Source organism: Sphingomonas segetis, assembly GCF_009720245.1.
Taxonomy (GTDB): domain Bacteria; phylum Pseudomonadota; class Alphaproteobacteria; order Sphingomonadales; family Sphingomonadaceae; genus Sphingomicrobium; species Sphingomicrobium segetis.
Genome location: NZ_WJSQ01000010.1, coordinates 17556 through 31686 on the forward strand (window position 1 = coordinate 17556; position 14131 = coordinate 31686).

Below are 14131 nucleotides of genomic sequence, written 5' to 3' on the forward strand. Positions count from 1 at the left end.
TCTTTCGCCTGGAGAAGCATGTATCGCGAGGCATTTGGCCGCGCGAGAAGGCTAAGCGGCTGTTCGGCGATTTGGCAAATATGAAGCAGCCGGCCGGCTGGACACCGCTTCTGCCGATCGCTCCGGTCAGTCAGGCGGCGGACTGTCGGGAGCACCTCGCGCGAGCTGGTCGACAGAGTTTTCAATCATCCCCCTGCCCTACCCGGTTCGAGTGCCGGCGCGATGAGCCCGCGGAAATAGGCGATCGTCCTGTCGAGGCCTTCATCGAGCCCCACCTTCGGCTCCCATCCGAGCAGCTCGCGTGCCCGGCCGATGTCGGGCTGGCGTTGCCGGGGATCATCGACCGGCAGGTCGAGATGCTCGAGCGCGACGCTCGACCCGGTCTTCTCGATCACCTTGAGTGCCAGCGCTTCGACCGACATCTCGACCGGATTGCCGATGTTGATCGGCCCGATCACGTCGTCCCGCGTATCCATGAAGCGAACCAGCGCATCGACCGTATCGTCGACATAACAGAAGCTGCGCGTCTGCGTTCCCTCGCCGTAAATGGTGATCGGCTTTCCCTCGAGCGCATTAACGATGAAGTTCGACACCACCCGTCCGTCGTTCGGGTGCATGCGCGGCCCGTAGGTGTTGAAGATCCGGGCGACCTTGATGCTTAGCCCGAGCTGCCGGCGATAATCGAAGAACAGGGTTTCGGCGCAGCGCTTGCCCTCGTCGTAGCAGCTTCTGGGGCCGATCGGGTTGACGTGGCCCCAATAGCTTTCGTCCTGGGGATGGACGTTGGGATCGCCGTAGACCTCGCTTGTCGACGCCTGCAGGATCGGAATGCCGAGCCGTTTCGCGAGCCCCAGCATGTTGATCGCTCCGGAAACGCTCGTCTTCGTCGTCTGGATGGGATCGCGCTGGTAGTGGATCGGCGAGGCGGGGCAGGCGAGATTGAAAATGGCGTCAACTTCCACGTAGAGCGGGAAGGTGACGTCATGCCGGAGCACCTCGAGGCGCGGGTGGTCGAGCAGGCGGCTGATGTTCTGCCGCGTACCGGTGTAGAAATTGTCGACGCAAAGAACCTCATGGTCCTCGCCGAGCAGGCGCTCGCAAAGGTGCGACCCGATGAACCCGGCGCCTCCGGTGACGAGGACGCGCTTCTGCTGCGAATAGATGCGAGACATGCGCCGCACCGGTAGATGATCAGGCCTTCAAAGCAAGCAACCGCAGCACAATGATCGCGTCGGAAGCGATCCGCCTGCGCGTGAGCCGGCCCGGGCGCGACCGGCCCGGGGCCTGGAAAAATCGCCATGCGTGCATCCTCGCCAAGCCACCGGTGGATGCTCTTGCGAGGCGTCCAGGGCCCCCTGCCGTTGCGCTCAGTCGCATCGCGAACTTATGCTGGCGCTAGCAGGAGGCGGGGAAATGAAGACCGGTCTGGCGCTTGCGGCATTGCTGGCCTTTTCCGCCGCGCCTGCTGCGAGCGAGGTCCAGGCGGCGGCATCGGTCGACGCGAACGCCGCCGGCGTCCGCATCGCCCCCGAGCTGTACGGCCAGTTTGCCGAGCAGCTCGGCGAAGGCATCACCAACGGCATCTGGGTCGGGGAGGATTCGCCGATCCCGAACATCCGCGGTTACCGCGCTGACGTGGTCGAGGCGCTGAAGGCGCTCCACGTGCCGGTGCTGCGCTGGCCCGGCGGCTGCTACGCCGACACCTACCACTGGCGCGACGGCATCGGGCCGCGGGCGAAGCGGCCGGTCACGCTCAACCACTGGTGGGGCAATAACGAGGAAAACAACGCGTTCGGCACCCACGAGTATTTCGACTTTGCCGAGCTGATCGGCGCGCGCACCTTCCTTAGCGTCAATGTCGGCACGGCAACCGCGGGCGAAGCGAAGGACTGGGTCGAATATGTGACTTCGCCAAGCCGTTCCACGCTCGCCGGGCTTCGCCGCGCCAACGGCCGCGATAAGCCGTGGAAGATCGACTACGCGGGAATCGGCAACGAGAGCTGGGGGTGCGGCGGCAATCTGAGCGCGGAGCAGTACGCGCCGCTGCTGCGGACTTACGGCACCTTCGTCCGACAGGACCACGGACCGAAGATCGTCGCGGTCGGTCCGTCAGGCGACGATTACGCCTGGACCGAAGAGATCATGAAGTCGCACGACAAGTTCGATTTCCTCTCGCTCCATTATTACACGCTCCCCACGGGCGACTGGGCGCGCAAGGGCGCGGCAACGGGGTTCAGCGAGGCGGAATGGCTCGCGACGTTCGCGCAGACGCGGCGTATCGACGAGATGATCGCCCGCCATTCGACGATCATGGACAAGGCCGATCCGGGCAGGAAGGTCGCGCTCGCGGTCGACGAGTGGGGGACGTGGTACGATTCCGCGCCGGGTTCGACCGCGCTCCGCCAGGAGAACACGCTGCGCGACGCGCTGGTCGCCGCGACCAACTTCCACATCTTCCAGCGCCACGCCGAGCGGGTTCGGATGGCGAACATCGCGCAGATTGTGAACGTGCTCCAGGCGGTGCTTCTGACCGACGGTGCGCGCATGGTCCGCACGCCGACCTTTTACGCCTTCCTGATGTATCGCCCGTTCCAGGGCGGTTCGGCGCTGCCGGTCCAGGTGGAGTCGCCGCGCCTGTCAGCAGGCGCCACCGCCGTTCCCGCCCTCGACGTAACCGCCGCCCGGGGACAGGATGGATCGATCCTGCTCGGCCTGGTGAACGTCGACCCCGACGACAGCGCCGCAGTCGACCTGTCGATCGCAGGCGTGCGCGGCAGGCGGATTTCTGGCCAGCTCCTGACCGCGCCGGCGATGGACTCGCGCAATGTTTTCGGTGCGGCGGAAGAGGTGCGGCCGGTGCCGTTTGGCGGAGCCCGCTGGAGCGCCGGCAAGCTGCGCGTGTCGATGCCCGCGAAGTCGGTGGTTGTGCTGACGCTCAAATAAGAAAGGGCGGCCGCGACAGACCGCCCTTCCCCAATTCCTGCAAGCCTGCCGATCAGCGCGAGTAGAACTCGATCACGAGGTTCGGCTCCATCCGCACCGGATAAGGCACTTCGTCGAGCTTGGGCACGCGGGTGAAGGTGATCTTCGCCGTGCCGTCCGGAACCACATAGTCCGGGATCTCGCGCTCGGCGAGGCTCTGCGCCTCGATCACCAGCGCCATCTCCTGCGCCTTGGGGCCGAGCTCGACGACGTCGCCGAGGTCGACCTTGCGCGAGGCGATGTTGCACTTGACCCCATTGACCCGGACGTGGCCGTGGCTGACCAGCTGACGCGCGGCCCAGATCGTCGGGGCGAACTTGGCGCGATAAACGACCATGTCGAGCCGCCGCTCGAGCAAGCCGATCAGGTTCTGCGACGCGTCGCCCTTCATGCGGGTGGCGTCGACGTAATTCTTCTTGAACTGCTTCTCGGTGATGTCGCCGTAATAGCCCTTGAGCTTCTGCTTGGCGCGGAGCTGGATGCCGTAGTCGCTGATCTTGCCCTTGCGGCGCTGGCCGTGCTGGCCGGGACCATATTCGCGGCGGTTGACCGGGCTCTTGGGCCGTCCGAAGACGTTCTCGCCCATGCGGCGGTCGAGCTTGTATTTGGCGCTGGTGCGCTTCGTCACGTCAATTCTCCAATTTGCTGTTCACATGCGCCCGGACCGCACCGCCTGACCTAGCCGGGTTCCCATCAGAATAGTATTTTGATGGGCCTCGTCAGGCGCGACCACCGCTTCACCGGGCATGCGGGATCAATTGCGAGCGGCGCACCTAGGGGCACGCTCGCGCAAGGTCAAGTTTTGTGCGCTGTGCCGCCGTCGCGCTCCGACTGCGCTATTGAGGCCCGCCGCCGATCCCGGGCGCGAGGTCGCCGGGGTTGATCCCGCTATTCTCGCGGATCGTCTTCATGACGCGTTCGGTGCCGTCCTCGATCTCTTTCCACTCGGCCGCGGTGTGGCAGACCCGCTTCGAGCTTCGGAAGTGCGAGCCGGTGTCCGCCTCGTAGATGCGCTTGCAGACCGGCTTTTCCACGGCGGCCGAGGGCGGGCTCTTCGCCTCGGGAGCGGCCCCGGCGCCGGTCGTGAACAGCAAAGCGGCGGCAAAGCCGAGAAGCATGCGCATAAATGCCCTCCTAAACCTTTGATCGGGATAGATATCAGCAAGCCGGAACCTTCGCTAGCCGCGACGGCGGGGCGGATCGACCAACGCGCGAATGATTCCACGAACGGCTTTGACTTCGCGCGAGGACCAGCCGGTCTTGGTGAAGATCGTGCGGATCGTGTTCCTGGTCGACTGGGTCCGCGACGGCGGATGGAAATAGCCCTTCTGCTCGAGCTCCGCGTCGAGCTGGCCGATCAGCCCCTCGACTTCGGCGTGGGGAGCCGGGGACTCGAGCTCCTTGGCCGGGGGCTGCGCAAGGCCGGCGCGCCGCGACCATTCATAGGCGAGCAGGATGACCGCCTGGGCGAGGTTGAGCGAGCCGAACTCCGGGTTGATGGGGACGGTGACGATCGCGTTCGCGAGCGCGACTTCCTCGGTCTCGAGGCCGGAGCGCTCGGCGCCGAACAGGATCGCGCTTCGCCCGGCCGACGCGCGGATCTGTTCCGCCATCTGCTCGGGACCGAGCACCGGCATCACGAGATCGCGGCGGCGAACCGTAGACGCGAAGACGTGGCGGCAGTCGGCGATGGCTTCCGCAACGGTGGCGAACAGCTTCGCTTGCTCGAGCACCACGTCGGCTCCGCTCGCGGATGGACCGGCGTCCGGGTTCGGCCAGCCGTCGCGCGGCGTGACCAGCCGCATCTCGGTCAGCCCGAAATTGAGCATCGCCCGCGCCGCTCTGCCGATATTCTGCCCCAGCTGCGGGCGGACGAGCACGATGACGGGGTCCATCAGAGCAGCTTGTCGGGCGGTGGCGCGGGGGCCGCTTCCTTTTCCACGCTTTCGGCGATCTCGGCGAAATGGCCGGGCTCGCTGAAGTCCTTGTAGATGCTGGCGAAGCGAATGTAGGCGACGTGGTCGAGCGCCTTGAGGCCATCCATCACCGCTTCCCCGATCTCCGCGCTTTTGACCTCGTCTCCCTGGGTCTCGAGCCGCCGCTGGATGCCGGTGATCATCCGGTCGATCTTGTCGGCGGGGATGTCGCGCTTGCGCGTGGCATGGCCGATGGCACGCGCGAGCTTGTCGCGCTCGAACGGCTCGCGCTCGCCGTTCTTCTTGACCACCGTGAGATCGCGCAGCTGGACCCGCTCGAAGGTGGTGAAGCGGGCGCCGCAGGCTTCGCACTGCCTCCGCCGGCGGATCGCCGCGCCGTCCTCTGTCGGGCGGCTGTCCTTAACCTGGCTGTCTTCGTGCGCGCAAAAAGGACAGCGCATCCCTTATCCCTGGTAGATGGGGAAACGCGCGCAGAGGTCGAGGACACGCTCGTTGACGCGGCTTTCGACGGGGCCGTTGCCGTCGACCCCATTGTCCTTGAGCCCGTCGAGAACGTCGGCGACCAGATCGGCGATGTCGCGGAACTCGGCTTCGCCGAAGCCTCGTGTCGTGCCGGCGGGCGATCCTACGCGGATGCCGCTGGTCTTGACCGGCGGCAGCGGGTCGAAAGGCACGCCGTTCTTGTTGCAGGTGATCCCCGCGCGCTCGAGGCTCTCGTCGGCGTCCTTGCCGGTAAGGCCGAGCGGCCGCAGGTCGACCAGCGCGACATGCGTGTCGGTACCGCCGGCGACGAGATCGGCGCCGCGCTCCTTGAGGCGACCGGCGAGAGTCTTGGCGTTGGCGATCACCGCCCTGGCATAAGCCTTGAACTCGGGCTGGAGCGCCTCGCCGAACGCGACCGCCTTGGCCGCGATCACGTGCATCAGCGGGCCGCCCTGGAGTCCCGGGAAAACGGCGGAGTTGATCTTCTTGGCGATGGCCTCGTCGTCGGTCAGCACCATGCCGCCGCGCGGGCCGCGAAGCGTCTTGTGCGTGGTCGTCGTCACGACATGGGCATGGCCGAACGGCGTCGGATGCTCGCCGGCTGCGACGAGCCCCGCGAAATGGGCCATGTCGACCATGAATATCGCGCCGACTTCGTCGCAAATCTCGCGAAAGCGCTCGAAGTCGAAGTGGCGCGGATAGGCCGAGCCGCCGGCGATGATCAGCTTCGGCCGGTGCTCCTTCGCGAGCCGCTCGACCTCCTCGAAATCGACCAGATGGTTGTCCTGGCGAACGCCGTACTGGACGGCGTTGAACCATTTGCCCGATTGCGCCGGCGGCGCTCCGTGGGTGAGGTGCCCGCCGGCCGCGAGGCTGAGGCCCATGATTGTGTCGCCGGGCTTGAGCAGCGCCATCATCACGGCACCGTTGGCCTGCGCGCCGGAATGCGGCTGGACGTTGGCGAACTGGCAGCCGAAGAGCTGTTTCGCGCGCTCGATCGCGAGCGTCTCGACCGCATCCGAGGGAGCGCAGCCCTGGTAATAGCGGCGGCCCGGATAGCCTTCGGCATATTTGTTGGTGAGCACCGACCCCTGTGCCTCGAGCACCGCCTTGCTGACGATATTTTCCGACGCGATCAGCTCGATCTGCGTCTGCTCGCGGCGAAGCTCGGCGCGGATGGCGTCCTCGACCGCGGGATCGTTCTCGCTGAGGCCGCTGGTGAAGAAACCGTGGGGGACTCGGTAGCTGGTGTCGCGTTCGAGATCGGCGGCGGTAGCCATCAGTCGGAATCCTGCAATTCGTGGGAGAGTTGGTCGACCCGGCGCTGGTGCCGCCCGCCGGCGAAGTCCGTGCCGAGGAAGGCGGAGACGCACCCCTTGGCCATGTCGGTGCCGATGAGTCGGCCGCCCAAGGCGAGCACGTTCGCGTCATTGTGTTCCCGAGCGAGCGCAGCCGAGAGCGGGTCGTCGACGCGTGCGCAGCGGCATTTGGGCTCGCGATTGACCGCAATGGAAATCCCGATTCCCGAGCCGCAGACGGCGATTCCGCGCTCCGCATTGCCGGCCGCGACGAAGCGGGCGAGTTTCGCCCCGAATTCCGGATAATCCACGCGGTCGGCGCTGTTGGTGCCGAGGTCGGTGACGTCATGGCCCTGCTCGCCGAGCCAGCGGACGAGCTCGTCCTTGAGGGCATATCCCGCGTGATCAGCGGCGAGGGCAATGCGCATGGCTTCTCCCTAGCGGCCCATTCGGTGCAGCGCCATTGGCCCAATCTTCACCAATGTTCGCACTAACGAGCGTGTGCGCGCCTTCGGGCCGCATGGATCGGCCTTCAGGGTTCCACAAGCAGCAAAGCGTTCGACCATTGAATCGTGCTTAACGCGACAAGGGGGTTGTAGGACAGCCCTCAGGCGGGCTCCGGTTTTGGTCCGCCGCTTTCGAGCTGCGCGAGGCGAGCCGCCATTTCGTCGAGCCGCTGCTGCATCTCGCTTTCTCGCGAATGATGGCTGCGAGCGATGCGCAACGCTTCGGCGAGTGCGGGGATCATCTCTTCGACCGCCTCCATCTGCTGCCGGTTATAGCGGTTCCTGTCAGAGCGGCGGCCGAGGAGCAGGGTCCCGACAGGCCCTTCCTCATCGGTCAGCGCGAGCTTCTCGATCAGCTCCCGATCGTCCGCCGACGATGTGTTTCGGGCGGCGATCAGCTCGCGGCTCAGCGCCGTGTCGAGCACGATCGCGGAAGCTGAGGGATGCATCACGTCGTCGATGATCGCCAGTGCGCGCGTCGCGACTTCCGCCGGCGTCTCGGTCAGCGCCCACTTTTTCATCCGCTCCGGCGCGTTGCGCATGCGGTCGAGCGGGCCGCCGAACCGTTTGCGTGTCCAGCCGAGCACCAGCGACTGCGTCGGCGAGAAGATCCCTGCGGCGATCACCGCTCCCGCGGTCGTCGCTCCGGCCTGGCTCTCGCGACCGATCACTTCCTCGATCACCATCTTCAGGAGGTCCGAACTGACGGCCCAGACGACGCCCACGACAAGCGTGACCACCGCGTAGGCGGCCGACCGCGTGATGACCGTGTCCGCCTCCCACAGGCGGAAGCGGGTCAAAGCGACCAGCAGCCCCAGCGGGAGGACTGCCATTCCCAGGCTGAACAGCAGGACGACCGCCAGGTTCAGCATCAGGCTCTGCTGACTGCCGTCCTGAGGAAGGAAGGGAAGGAACAGGAAGGCGAGCGCGACCAGCAGCAGGCCGGCGGCGAAGCCAAACGCCGCCCATTTGATTTGCTGCCGCTCGATTCCGGGGTTCAACCGCCGATAGCGGATCGCCTGGCCGGTGAGGACGGCGAGCAAGGAGCCGAGGCCGAGGAACGCCTGGAGCGTCGCATTCACGTCCTGGAGTGACACGAATATCGCAAGCGGAATCCCTGCGGCGAGCAGCCAGCGGTACGACTTCGGAACGAAGATGCCGTCGGGGAAAACTGCCAGCGCGATCAGAAGCAGGTAGAACCAGAGCGAAGAGGCGAGGTCGTAAATCGGCGGCCAGCCGTACGCCATCCACATCGCCAGAGGCGGATCGATTGTCGAAGCGAGGCCGGCAAAGGCGAATGCGAAGAGGAGGGCGACCGGATCGCTTGGCCGTCGCCTGGCGAGCAGGAATGAGCAGAGCAGGAGCACTCCGCACGCGAGCAGCCCGGAGGTGAGCCGCGCGGTGAAGCGCAGGTTGCGCGTCCGGCTTGCCCTTGCGTCGAGCGGTGCCGTGCGGCGCGTCTGCTGCAGTTGCAGTCCGGTCCCGTCTTCGGAACGCACGTCGAGCCTCACGACCGGTCCCGGCGCGGCCTTCAGGCGCCTGGCAAGCTGCGGAATTCGGATGTCCGGGTCGACCCCCACGTCGTCGATGGCGATGAGCGAATATCGGGCCTCCGGTCTCGATTCCGGGTGGATCGTTATCCGGCCGTTGTCCTCCAGGTCGTAGTCGAGCGCGAGCGCCTTGAAGACTGGGCGGACGTCATAGGTGTCGCGCAGCGCGTGGACCGTGCCGAGGGCGACGGCGGCCACCGCCAGGAGGAAGCACAGGAACCAGAGCAGGCGGAACAGCGGCACCCAGCGCCGAGGCACGGCGCGCAGGCGCAACGGCGGGCTGTAAAGCCACCTCGGCGACACTTTCGGCACCCCCAGGACCCCATGCAAACCGAATCGCAGCGGGCAATGCTAGCAACCACGTAACGCAATTCCACGCGGGAATTCAGGCGGCGAGACGGATTTCTTCGCGTCCGAAAACCTCGACGAGCGCACCCACCAGCTCGTCCATCATTTCGGGTGTGTGAGTCGGGCCGGGCGTGAATCGCAGGCGCTCGGTGCCGCGCGGCACCGTCGGGAAGTTGATCGGCTGGACGTAGAGTCCGTACTCGGCGAGCAGAACGTCGCTGATGCGCTTGGCCTTGACGGGAGAGCCGATGAGCAGAGGCACGATGTGGGTCGAGCTCGGCATCACGGGCAGATCCGCCGCGGCGAACTTCGCCTTGAGCATCGCCGCCGATTCCTGCTGCGCGCGGCGTTCCTCCTGCGATTGCTTGAGGTGGCGCACGCTGGCGAGCGCTCCGGCGACGAGCACCGGGGACAGGCTGGTCGTGAAAATGAAGCCGGGCGCGTAGCTGCGGATGCAGTCGATGATCGTCTTCGAGGCCGCGATATAGCCGCCCATCACGCCGAACGCCTTGCCGAGCGTTCCTTCGATGATGGTCAGGCGGTCCGCGACGCCCTCGCGCTCCGAAACCCCGCCGCCATGGTCGCCGTACATACCGACCGCGTGCACCTCGTCGAGATAGGTCAGCGCCTTGTACTTGTCGGCAAGGTCGCAGATCGCGGCGATCGGCGAGATGTCGGCGTCCATCGAATAGACGCTTTCGAACGCGATCAGCTTGGGCGTGTCGGGATCGGCCTCCGCGAGAAGCTCCTCGAGATGCTCGACGTCATTGTGGCGGAACACGCGCTTCTCGCAGCCCGAGCTCTTGATGCCCGCGATCATCGAGGCGTGGTTGAGCTCGTCCGAGAAGATGATGCAGTCGGGGAGCAGCTTGCCAAGCGTGGACAGCGCCGCCTCGTTCGAGACGTAGCCGGAGGTGAACAGAAGCGCGCCTTCCTTGCCGTGAAGGCTCGCGAGCTCGGCCTCGAGCTCGGTGTGATAATGAGTGTTGCCGCTGATGTTGCGGGTGCCGCCGGAGCCGGCGCCGACCTCGCGCAGCGCGGTCTCCATTGCCTCGACGACCCTGGGGTTCTGGCCCATGCCGAGATAATCGTTGGAGCACCAGACCGTGATCGGCTTGGGACCGTTGCCGCCGAAACAGTGCGCGTTGGGGAAGCTTCCCTTGGTGCGCAGGATGTCGATGAAGACGCGATAGCGGCCCTCGTCGTGAAGGCGGTCGATCGCCGACTTGAAAATCCGGTCGTAGTCCATGGCTTGCCCGGCCCTTTACCGTCCGCTCCGCTGCAAGGCCATTGCGAACGACTCGCAACTACAAAGTTTTGACCTCGGTCAGTCCGTAGCGCGCTAGGACGCTCATCAACGGCCGTTCGCCGTCTGCACTCGTATAGACGATAATTCCGCCGGCAGGTTCCTGGGGCCAGGGCTGCTCGCGCGTGAGCCAGGCGATCCGGCGCGCGATGCCGGGCCCGCCGTCGACATAGCTCACCTTCGGAAACGCCTGGCCGAGCTCCTCCTGCAGCAGCGGGAAGTGGGTGCAGGCGAGGACGACGGTGTCGATGCGGTCGCCGCCGGGCGCATCGAACATCGGCTGGGTGGCGGCGCGTACTGCTTCGACGCTGATTTCCGCTCCGGCAAGCTTCGCTTCGGCGAGCTCGACCAGCCCGGGTGAGCCGTGGCGGATGATTGTGCAGTCGGCCGCGAAGCTGGCGGCGAGGTCGTCGACATAGGGCTGGCGCACCGTCGCTTCGGTGCCGAGCACGCCGATCACGCGGGACGCGGACAGCTCGGCGGCGGGCTTGATCGCCGGCACGGTCCCGACAACCGGCAGGTCGAGCGCGGAGCGGACATGATCGAGCGCGATCGTGCTGGCGGTATTGCAGGCTATGACTGCAAGTCGCGGCTGGAAGCGCTCGACCAGGCGCCCGAGCAGCGCGGGCACCCGGCTCGCGATCTCCGCCTCGCTGCGCTTGCCATAGGGAAAGCCGGCGCTGTCGGCGGCATAGACGACCGGCGCGTTGGGCAGCAGCAGCCGCGTCGGCGCGAGCACCGACAACCCGCCCACGCCGGAATCGAAGAAGAGGATGGGGGAGTTCGGGTCCACCCCTGCTGTGTGGCGCGGAGCAGCCGCACCCGCAAGTTGCGCCGCCGCTCCGGTTTGCTACCACCCCGCAATGACCCGCGAGATGCTCCTTGCGCTGGCGCTCGGCTATCTGCTCGGGTCGATCCCGTTCGGGCTGTTGCTGACGCGGCTCGCGGGCAAGGGCGACCTGCGCACCATCGGCTCCGGAAACATCGGCGCGACCAACGTGCTGCGGACCGGGAGCAAATGGCTCGCCGCAGGTACGCTGATCCTCGACTGCCTCAAGGCGACCGCCGCTATTCTGCTCGCGCAACTGCTGTTCGGGAGGGAGACCGGCGCGGTGGCCGCCGCGGGCGCGCTGGTCGGCCATCTGTACCCGGTGTGGCTTCGCTTCCGCGGCGGAAAGGGCGTCGCGACCTTCCTCGGGATCCTGATCGCGCTGCTGTGGCCCGCAGCGCTGGTCTATGCCGCCGTCTGGTTGTTCCTGCTGCTGACGCTCCGAATCTCGTCGCTCGCAGGTATGACGGCTGCCGTCACCGCGCCGATCGTCGCACTGGCGCTCGATTCGGCCTACGCCCCAATGCTGGTCGGTTTCGCGCTGCTTGTCCTGTGGAAGCATCGCGAGAACATCCTTCGCCTGACGAAAGGAACCGAACCACGCGTTGCCTTGAGGAAATCATCGGGCCTCTGAGGGTTTGGAGGGATTCCCGGCGTCGGCACCTGTCGGCGGTTCCTGGTCGCTGATCTCGACTGCGAGCCCCGGCGCTTCCGGTTCCGCGGGATCGAGCTCGAATCCTTTGCCGGTTTTCCAGAGCGTCAGGAGAATGACCGCGAGCTTGCGGGCAAGCGCGACCCGCGCCCGCTTCGACCCGGCGCGCCCGCGAAGCGCGAGGTACCAGCGCTTGAGCGCGCAGTCGGGGGCGGTCGTTCCGAAGACCGTTGCAGACGTCACCAGATGCGTCCTGGTGAGCCTGCTGCCGGATTTGGTGATGCCGAGGGTCCGCGAGACCGAACCGGATTGATACCGCCTCGGAACCAGGCCGAGATAGGCGCCGACATCGGCCGCGGCCCGGAACCGTCCCGGGTCCTCGACCGCGCTGGTGAATGAAAGCGCGCAAATCGGCCCCACGCCCGGCACTCCCATCAGCAGCCGGCAGACCGGATCGGACCGGGCCATTTTCTTGAGATCGCGATCGAGCGCCGCAAGATGGACCTTCAGGCTCTCGCAGAGCTCGACGAGCGGTTGAAGATCGGCCCGCAAATCCACCCCTTCTTCAACCCGGACATCGGCAAGTTGCGCCTGCACCTGCAGGCGCAGACCGCCAGCGGTGGACACTGCCTTGAACGGCCGACCGTAGAGCGCAAGCCGCGATCGAAGGAAATTCTCCATGGCAACGCGCATCATCACGAGCCTGTTTCGCATCACGAGCAAGCCGCGAAGCTGCTCGCACTCGCGGCTCTTGAGATAAACCTGAGACACGGTATTGCGCCCCACGCGCGCCAGATCCGCGAGACCTCTGGCGTCGCTCGCGTCGGTCTTGTTCCGGCGAACGGCGAGAAACTTGCTGGCTTTTCGCGCATCGAACATCACGACCGGAAATCCGGCGCCCCTCAGTTTTCTTACAATATGGGTGTCGCTGCCGGCCTCGACGGCGATCAAGCCGATGCGCTCCATCGGGAATGGTGCCAGTGCATCCTTGAGGGCCCCAAGCTTCGTTTCGCATTCCAGTTCGTGCAGCGGAACGCCGTCGTCATCGACGACGCAGACGCTCGTTCGCGCCAGCCCCAGGTCAAGCCCCACCCAGATTCTGTCTTCGTTCATATGCCTGTCTCGTCGGTAAGACGAACAACCAGGCGCCAAGCCCCCGCCTTGTTCCAACCGCAGATAAAGGTGCGCGGTCAGGCAACGACCGGCTGGGCATGGGCACCGCCGCCCCGATCGCTCCTGTCCTCCCTTCGTGCCCGCGCGACCGCATTTCGGGATTCGCCCCCAGCCGGAAGGGCGTGCGTCCGGGCTGCGTTCAGGGCTCTGCCTGCTGAGCGTCGATCCGAGTATCGCGGACCGTTCCGCGGCCGGGCTGGTTTCGCTCGAGCTTATTGCGGCAGCGCAGTCGACGTTCCGCCCGCGCGTCCGTTTGCCTGGCCGTCCGGGAAAATGCTGCGAGTGAAGGGGGGCGGCTCGGCTTCGAATTAGGTCACCGGCATTTCAAGGCACTTCGTGGCTTCGAAGTCCGATCCGCCCGGTACGCACTGGGAAATCAGCCAAGCTCCACATGGTAGGCGAAGTTGATCTTCTGAACCAGGGCCCGGAGTCGGCGATGTTTCCGGAACAAGGTCTAGTCGAGCTTCGTCATGGTTTCGACCCCCAATCGATGTCCCCGCATCCAACTCGCATTCAACCCTGCCCTCAAGCGGTCCGGGGCGTCAGCCGCCCAGCAAACGCACCATCCGTGTTAGAAGGATCACGCTCAAAGACGCGCCATCCGGTCATATCCAGCCGGTTGGCCCCGTTTTCAGCAGCGCCGATTTACCCGCGCGGGAAATCGCGGCCGCAAGCAGATGGAGCCCGCGCCAAGTGTTCCGATGGGAAATCAGGAAGCCCGGAATCCTGCCATTTCAGCCGCGCGGGGCCGGACGTGCCGGAAAGGCCCTCGCCCGGTGAATGGTCCGGCACTCGAGGTCGGCCGGCGCCGAGCAGCGGGCCCGAGCGGTGGTCCCGCAGCGCCTTCCGGTCAGGCGGCCAGTCCCAGCTCGACAGGCTCGCGCAGCACATAGCCGCGGCCCCAGACGGTTTCGATATAATTGGCGCCCCCGCAAGCCAGGCTGAGTTTCTTGCGCAGCTTGCAGATGAACACGTCGATGATCTTGAGCTCGGGCTCGTCCATGCCGCCGTAAAGATGGTTGAGGAACATTTCCTTGGTCAGCGTCGTGCCCTTGCGGAGCGAAAGC

General features: G+C 65.9%; 14 protein-coding genes. 2 read left to right on the forward strand and 12 right to left on the reverse strand.

Features of this window, described 5'->3' with window-relative positions; translation table 11 throughout:
* Positions 1–185 precede the first annotated feature (185 nt).
* Complete coding sequence (locus GH737_RS02070) at positions 186–1172, reverse strand: UDP-glucuronic acid decarboxylase family protein (RefSeq protein ID WP_155263202.1); 987 nt, start codon at positions 1170–1172, stop codon at positions 186–188.
* A gap of 241 nt (positions 1173–1413) precedes the next feature.
* Here GH737_RS02070 and GH737_RS02075 point away from each other — a divergent pair, with 241 nt between their 5' ends.
* The gene (locus tag GH737_RS02075) at positions 1414–2943 is read left to right on the forward strand and encodes an alpha-N-arabinofuranosidase (RefSeq protein ID WP_155263203.1); all 1530 of its coding nucleotides are present in this window, start codon (positions 1414–1416) and stop codon (positions 2941–2943) included.
* Between the two features lie 52 nt (positions 2944–2995).
* Here GH737_RS02075 and rpsD read toward each other — a convergent pair whose 3' ends face one another.
* The 9 genes from rpsD to murI all read right to left on the reverse strand — a co-directional run bounded on the left by rpsD (position 2996) and on the right by murI (position 11203).
* The gene (gene rpsD, locus GH737_RS02080) at positions 2996–3610 is read right to left on the reverse strand and encodes a 30S ribosomal protein S4 (RefSeq protein ID WP_155263204.1); all 615 of its coding nucleotides are present in this window, start codon (positions 3608–3610) and stop codon (positions 2996–2998) included.
* Positions 3611–3818: 208 nt separating this feature from the next.
* Complete coding sequence (locus GH737_RS02085) at positions 3819–4106, reverse strand: hypothetical protein (protein ID WP_155263205.1); 288 nt, start codon at positions 4104–4106, stop codon at positions 3819–3821.
* A 54-nt stretch (positions 4107–4160) separates the two neighbouring features.
* Positions 4161–4877, reverse strand: coding sequence for an RNA methyltransferase (locus GH737_RS02090; RefSeq protein ID WP_155263206.1), 717 nt, complete (start codon positions 4875–4877; stop codon positions 4161–4163).
* Positions 4877–5359 (reverse strand): transcriptional regulator NrdR, encoded by a 483-nt coding sequence (nrdR, locus tag GH737_RS02095; RefSeq protein WP_155263207.1) that lies wholly within the window; start codon positions 5357–5359, stop codon positions 4877–4879. The genes GH737_RS02090 and nrdR overlap by 1 nt, the downstream gene beginning before the upstream one ends.
* A 3-nt stretch (positions 5360–5362) precedes the next feature.
* On the reverse strand, positions 5363–6682 hold the full coding sequence (glyA, locus tag GH737_RS02100) for a serine hydroxymethyltransferase (RefSeq protein ID WP_155263208.1): 1320 nt from the start codon (positions 6680–6682) through the stop codon (positions 5363–5365).
* Positions 6682–7128 carry a ribose 5-phosphate isomerase B gene (gene rpiB, locus GH737_RS02105; protein ID WP_155263209.1) on the reverse strand — a complete coding sequence of 149 codons (447 nt, stop codon included), beginning with the start codon at positions 7126–7128 and terminating at the stop codon, positions 6682–6684. Before rpiB ends, glyA begins: the two co-directional genes overlap by 1 nt.
* A gap of 179 nt (positions 7129–7307) precedes the next feature.
* A complete protein-coding gene (locus GH737_RS02110; protein WP_196232934.1) occupies positions 7308–9029 on the reverse strand; it encodes a hypothetical protein in 1722 nt (573 codons plus the stop codon).
* Positions 9030–9141: 112 nt separating this feature from the next.
* On the reverse strand, positions 9142–10353 hold the full coding sequence (gene hemA / locus GH737_RS02115; RefSeq protein WP_155263211.1) for a 5-aminolevulinate synthase: 1212 nt from the start codon (positions 10351–10353) through the stop codon (positions 9142–9144).
* Positions 10354–10411: 58 nt separating this feature from the next.
* On the reverse strand, positions 10412–11203 hold the full coding sequence (gene murI / locus GH737_RS02120; protein ID WP_155263212.1) for a glutamate racemase: 792 nt from the start codon (positions 11201–11203) through the stop codon (positions 10412–10414).
* Positions 11204–11273: 70 nt separating this feature from the next.
* Between murI and plsY the strand changes: the two genes are divergently transcribed.
* Positions 11274–11873, forward strand: a complete 600-nt coding sequence (plsY, locus tag GH737_RS02125) for a glycerol-3-phosphate 1-O-acyltransferase PlsY (protein WP_196232935.1) — start codon at positions 11274–11276, stop codon at positions 11871–11873.
* On the opposite strand, the gene GH737_RS02130 is transcribed toward plsY, so the two are convergent.
* Together GH737_RS02130 and GH737_RS02135 are read right to left on the reverse strand one after the other, a co-directional pair.
* On the reverse strand, positions 11859–13061 hold the full coding sequence (locus GH737_RS02130) for an IS110 family RNA-guided transposase (RefSeq protein WP_230558578.1): 1203 nt from the start codon (positions 13059–13061) through the stop codon (positions 11859–11861). The genes plsY and GH737_RS02130 overlap by 15 nt on opposite strands.
* A gap of 853 nt (positions 13062–13914) precedes the next feature.
* Positions 13915–14131: winged helix-turn-helix domain-containing protein (locus GH737_RS02135; RefSeq protein WP_196232936.1), on the reverse strand; the 217-nt coding region annotated here is incomplete at its 5' end.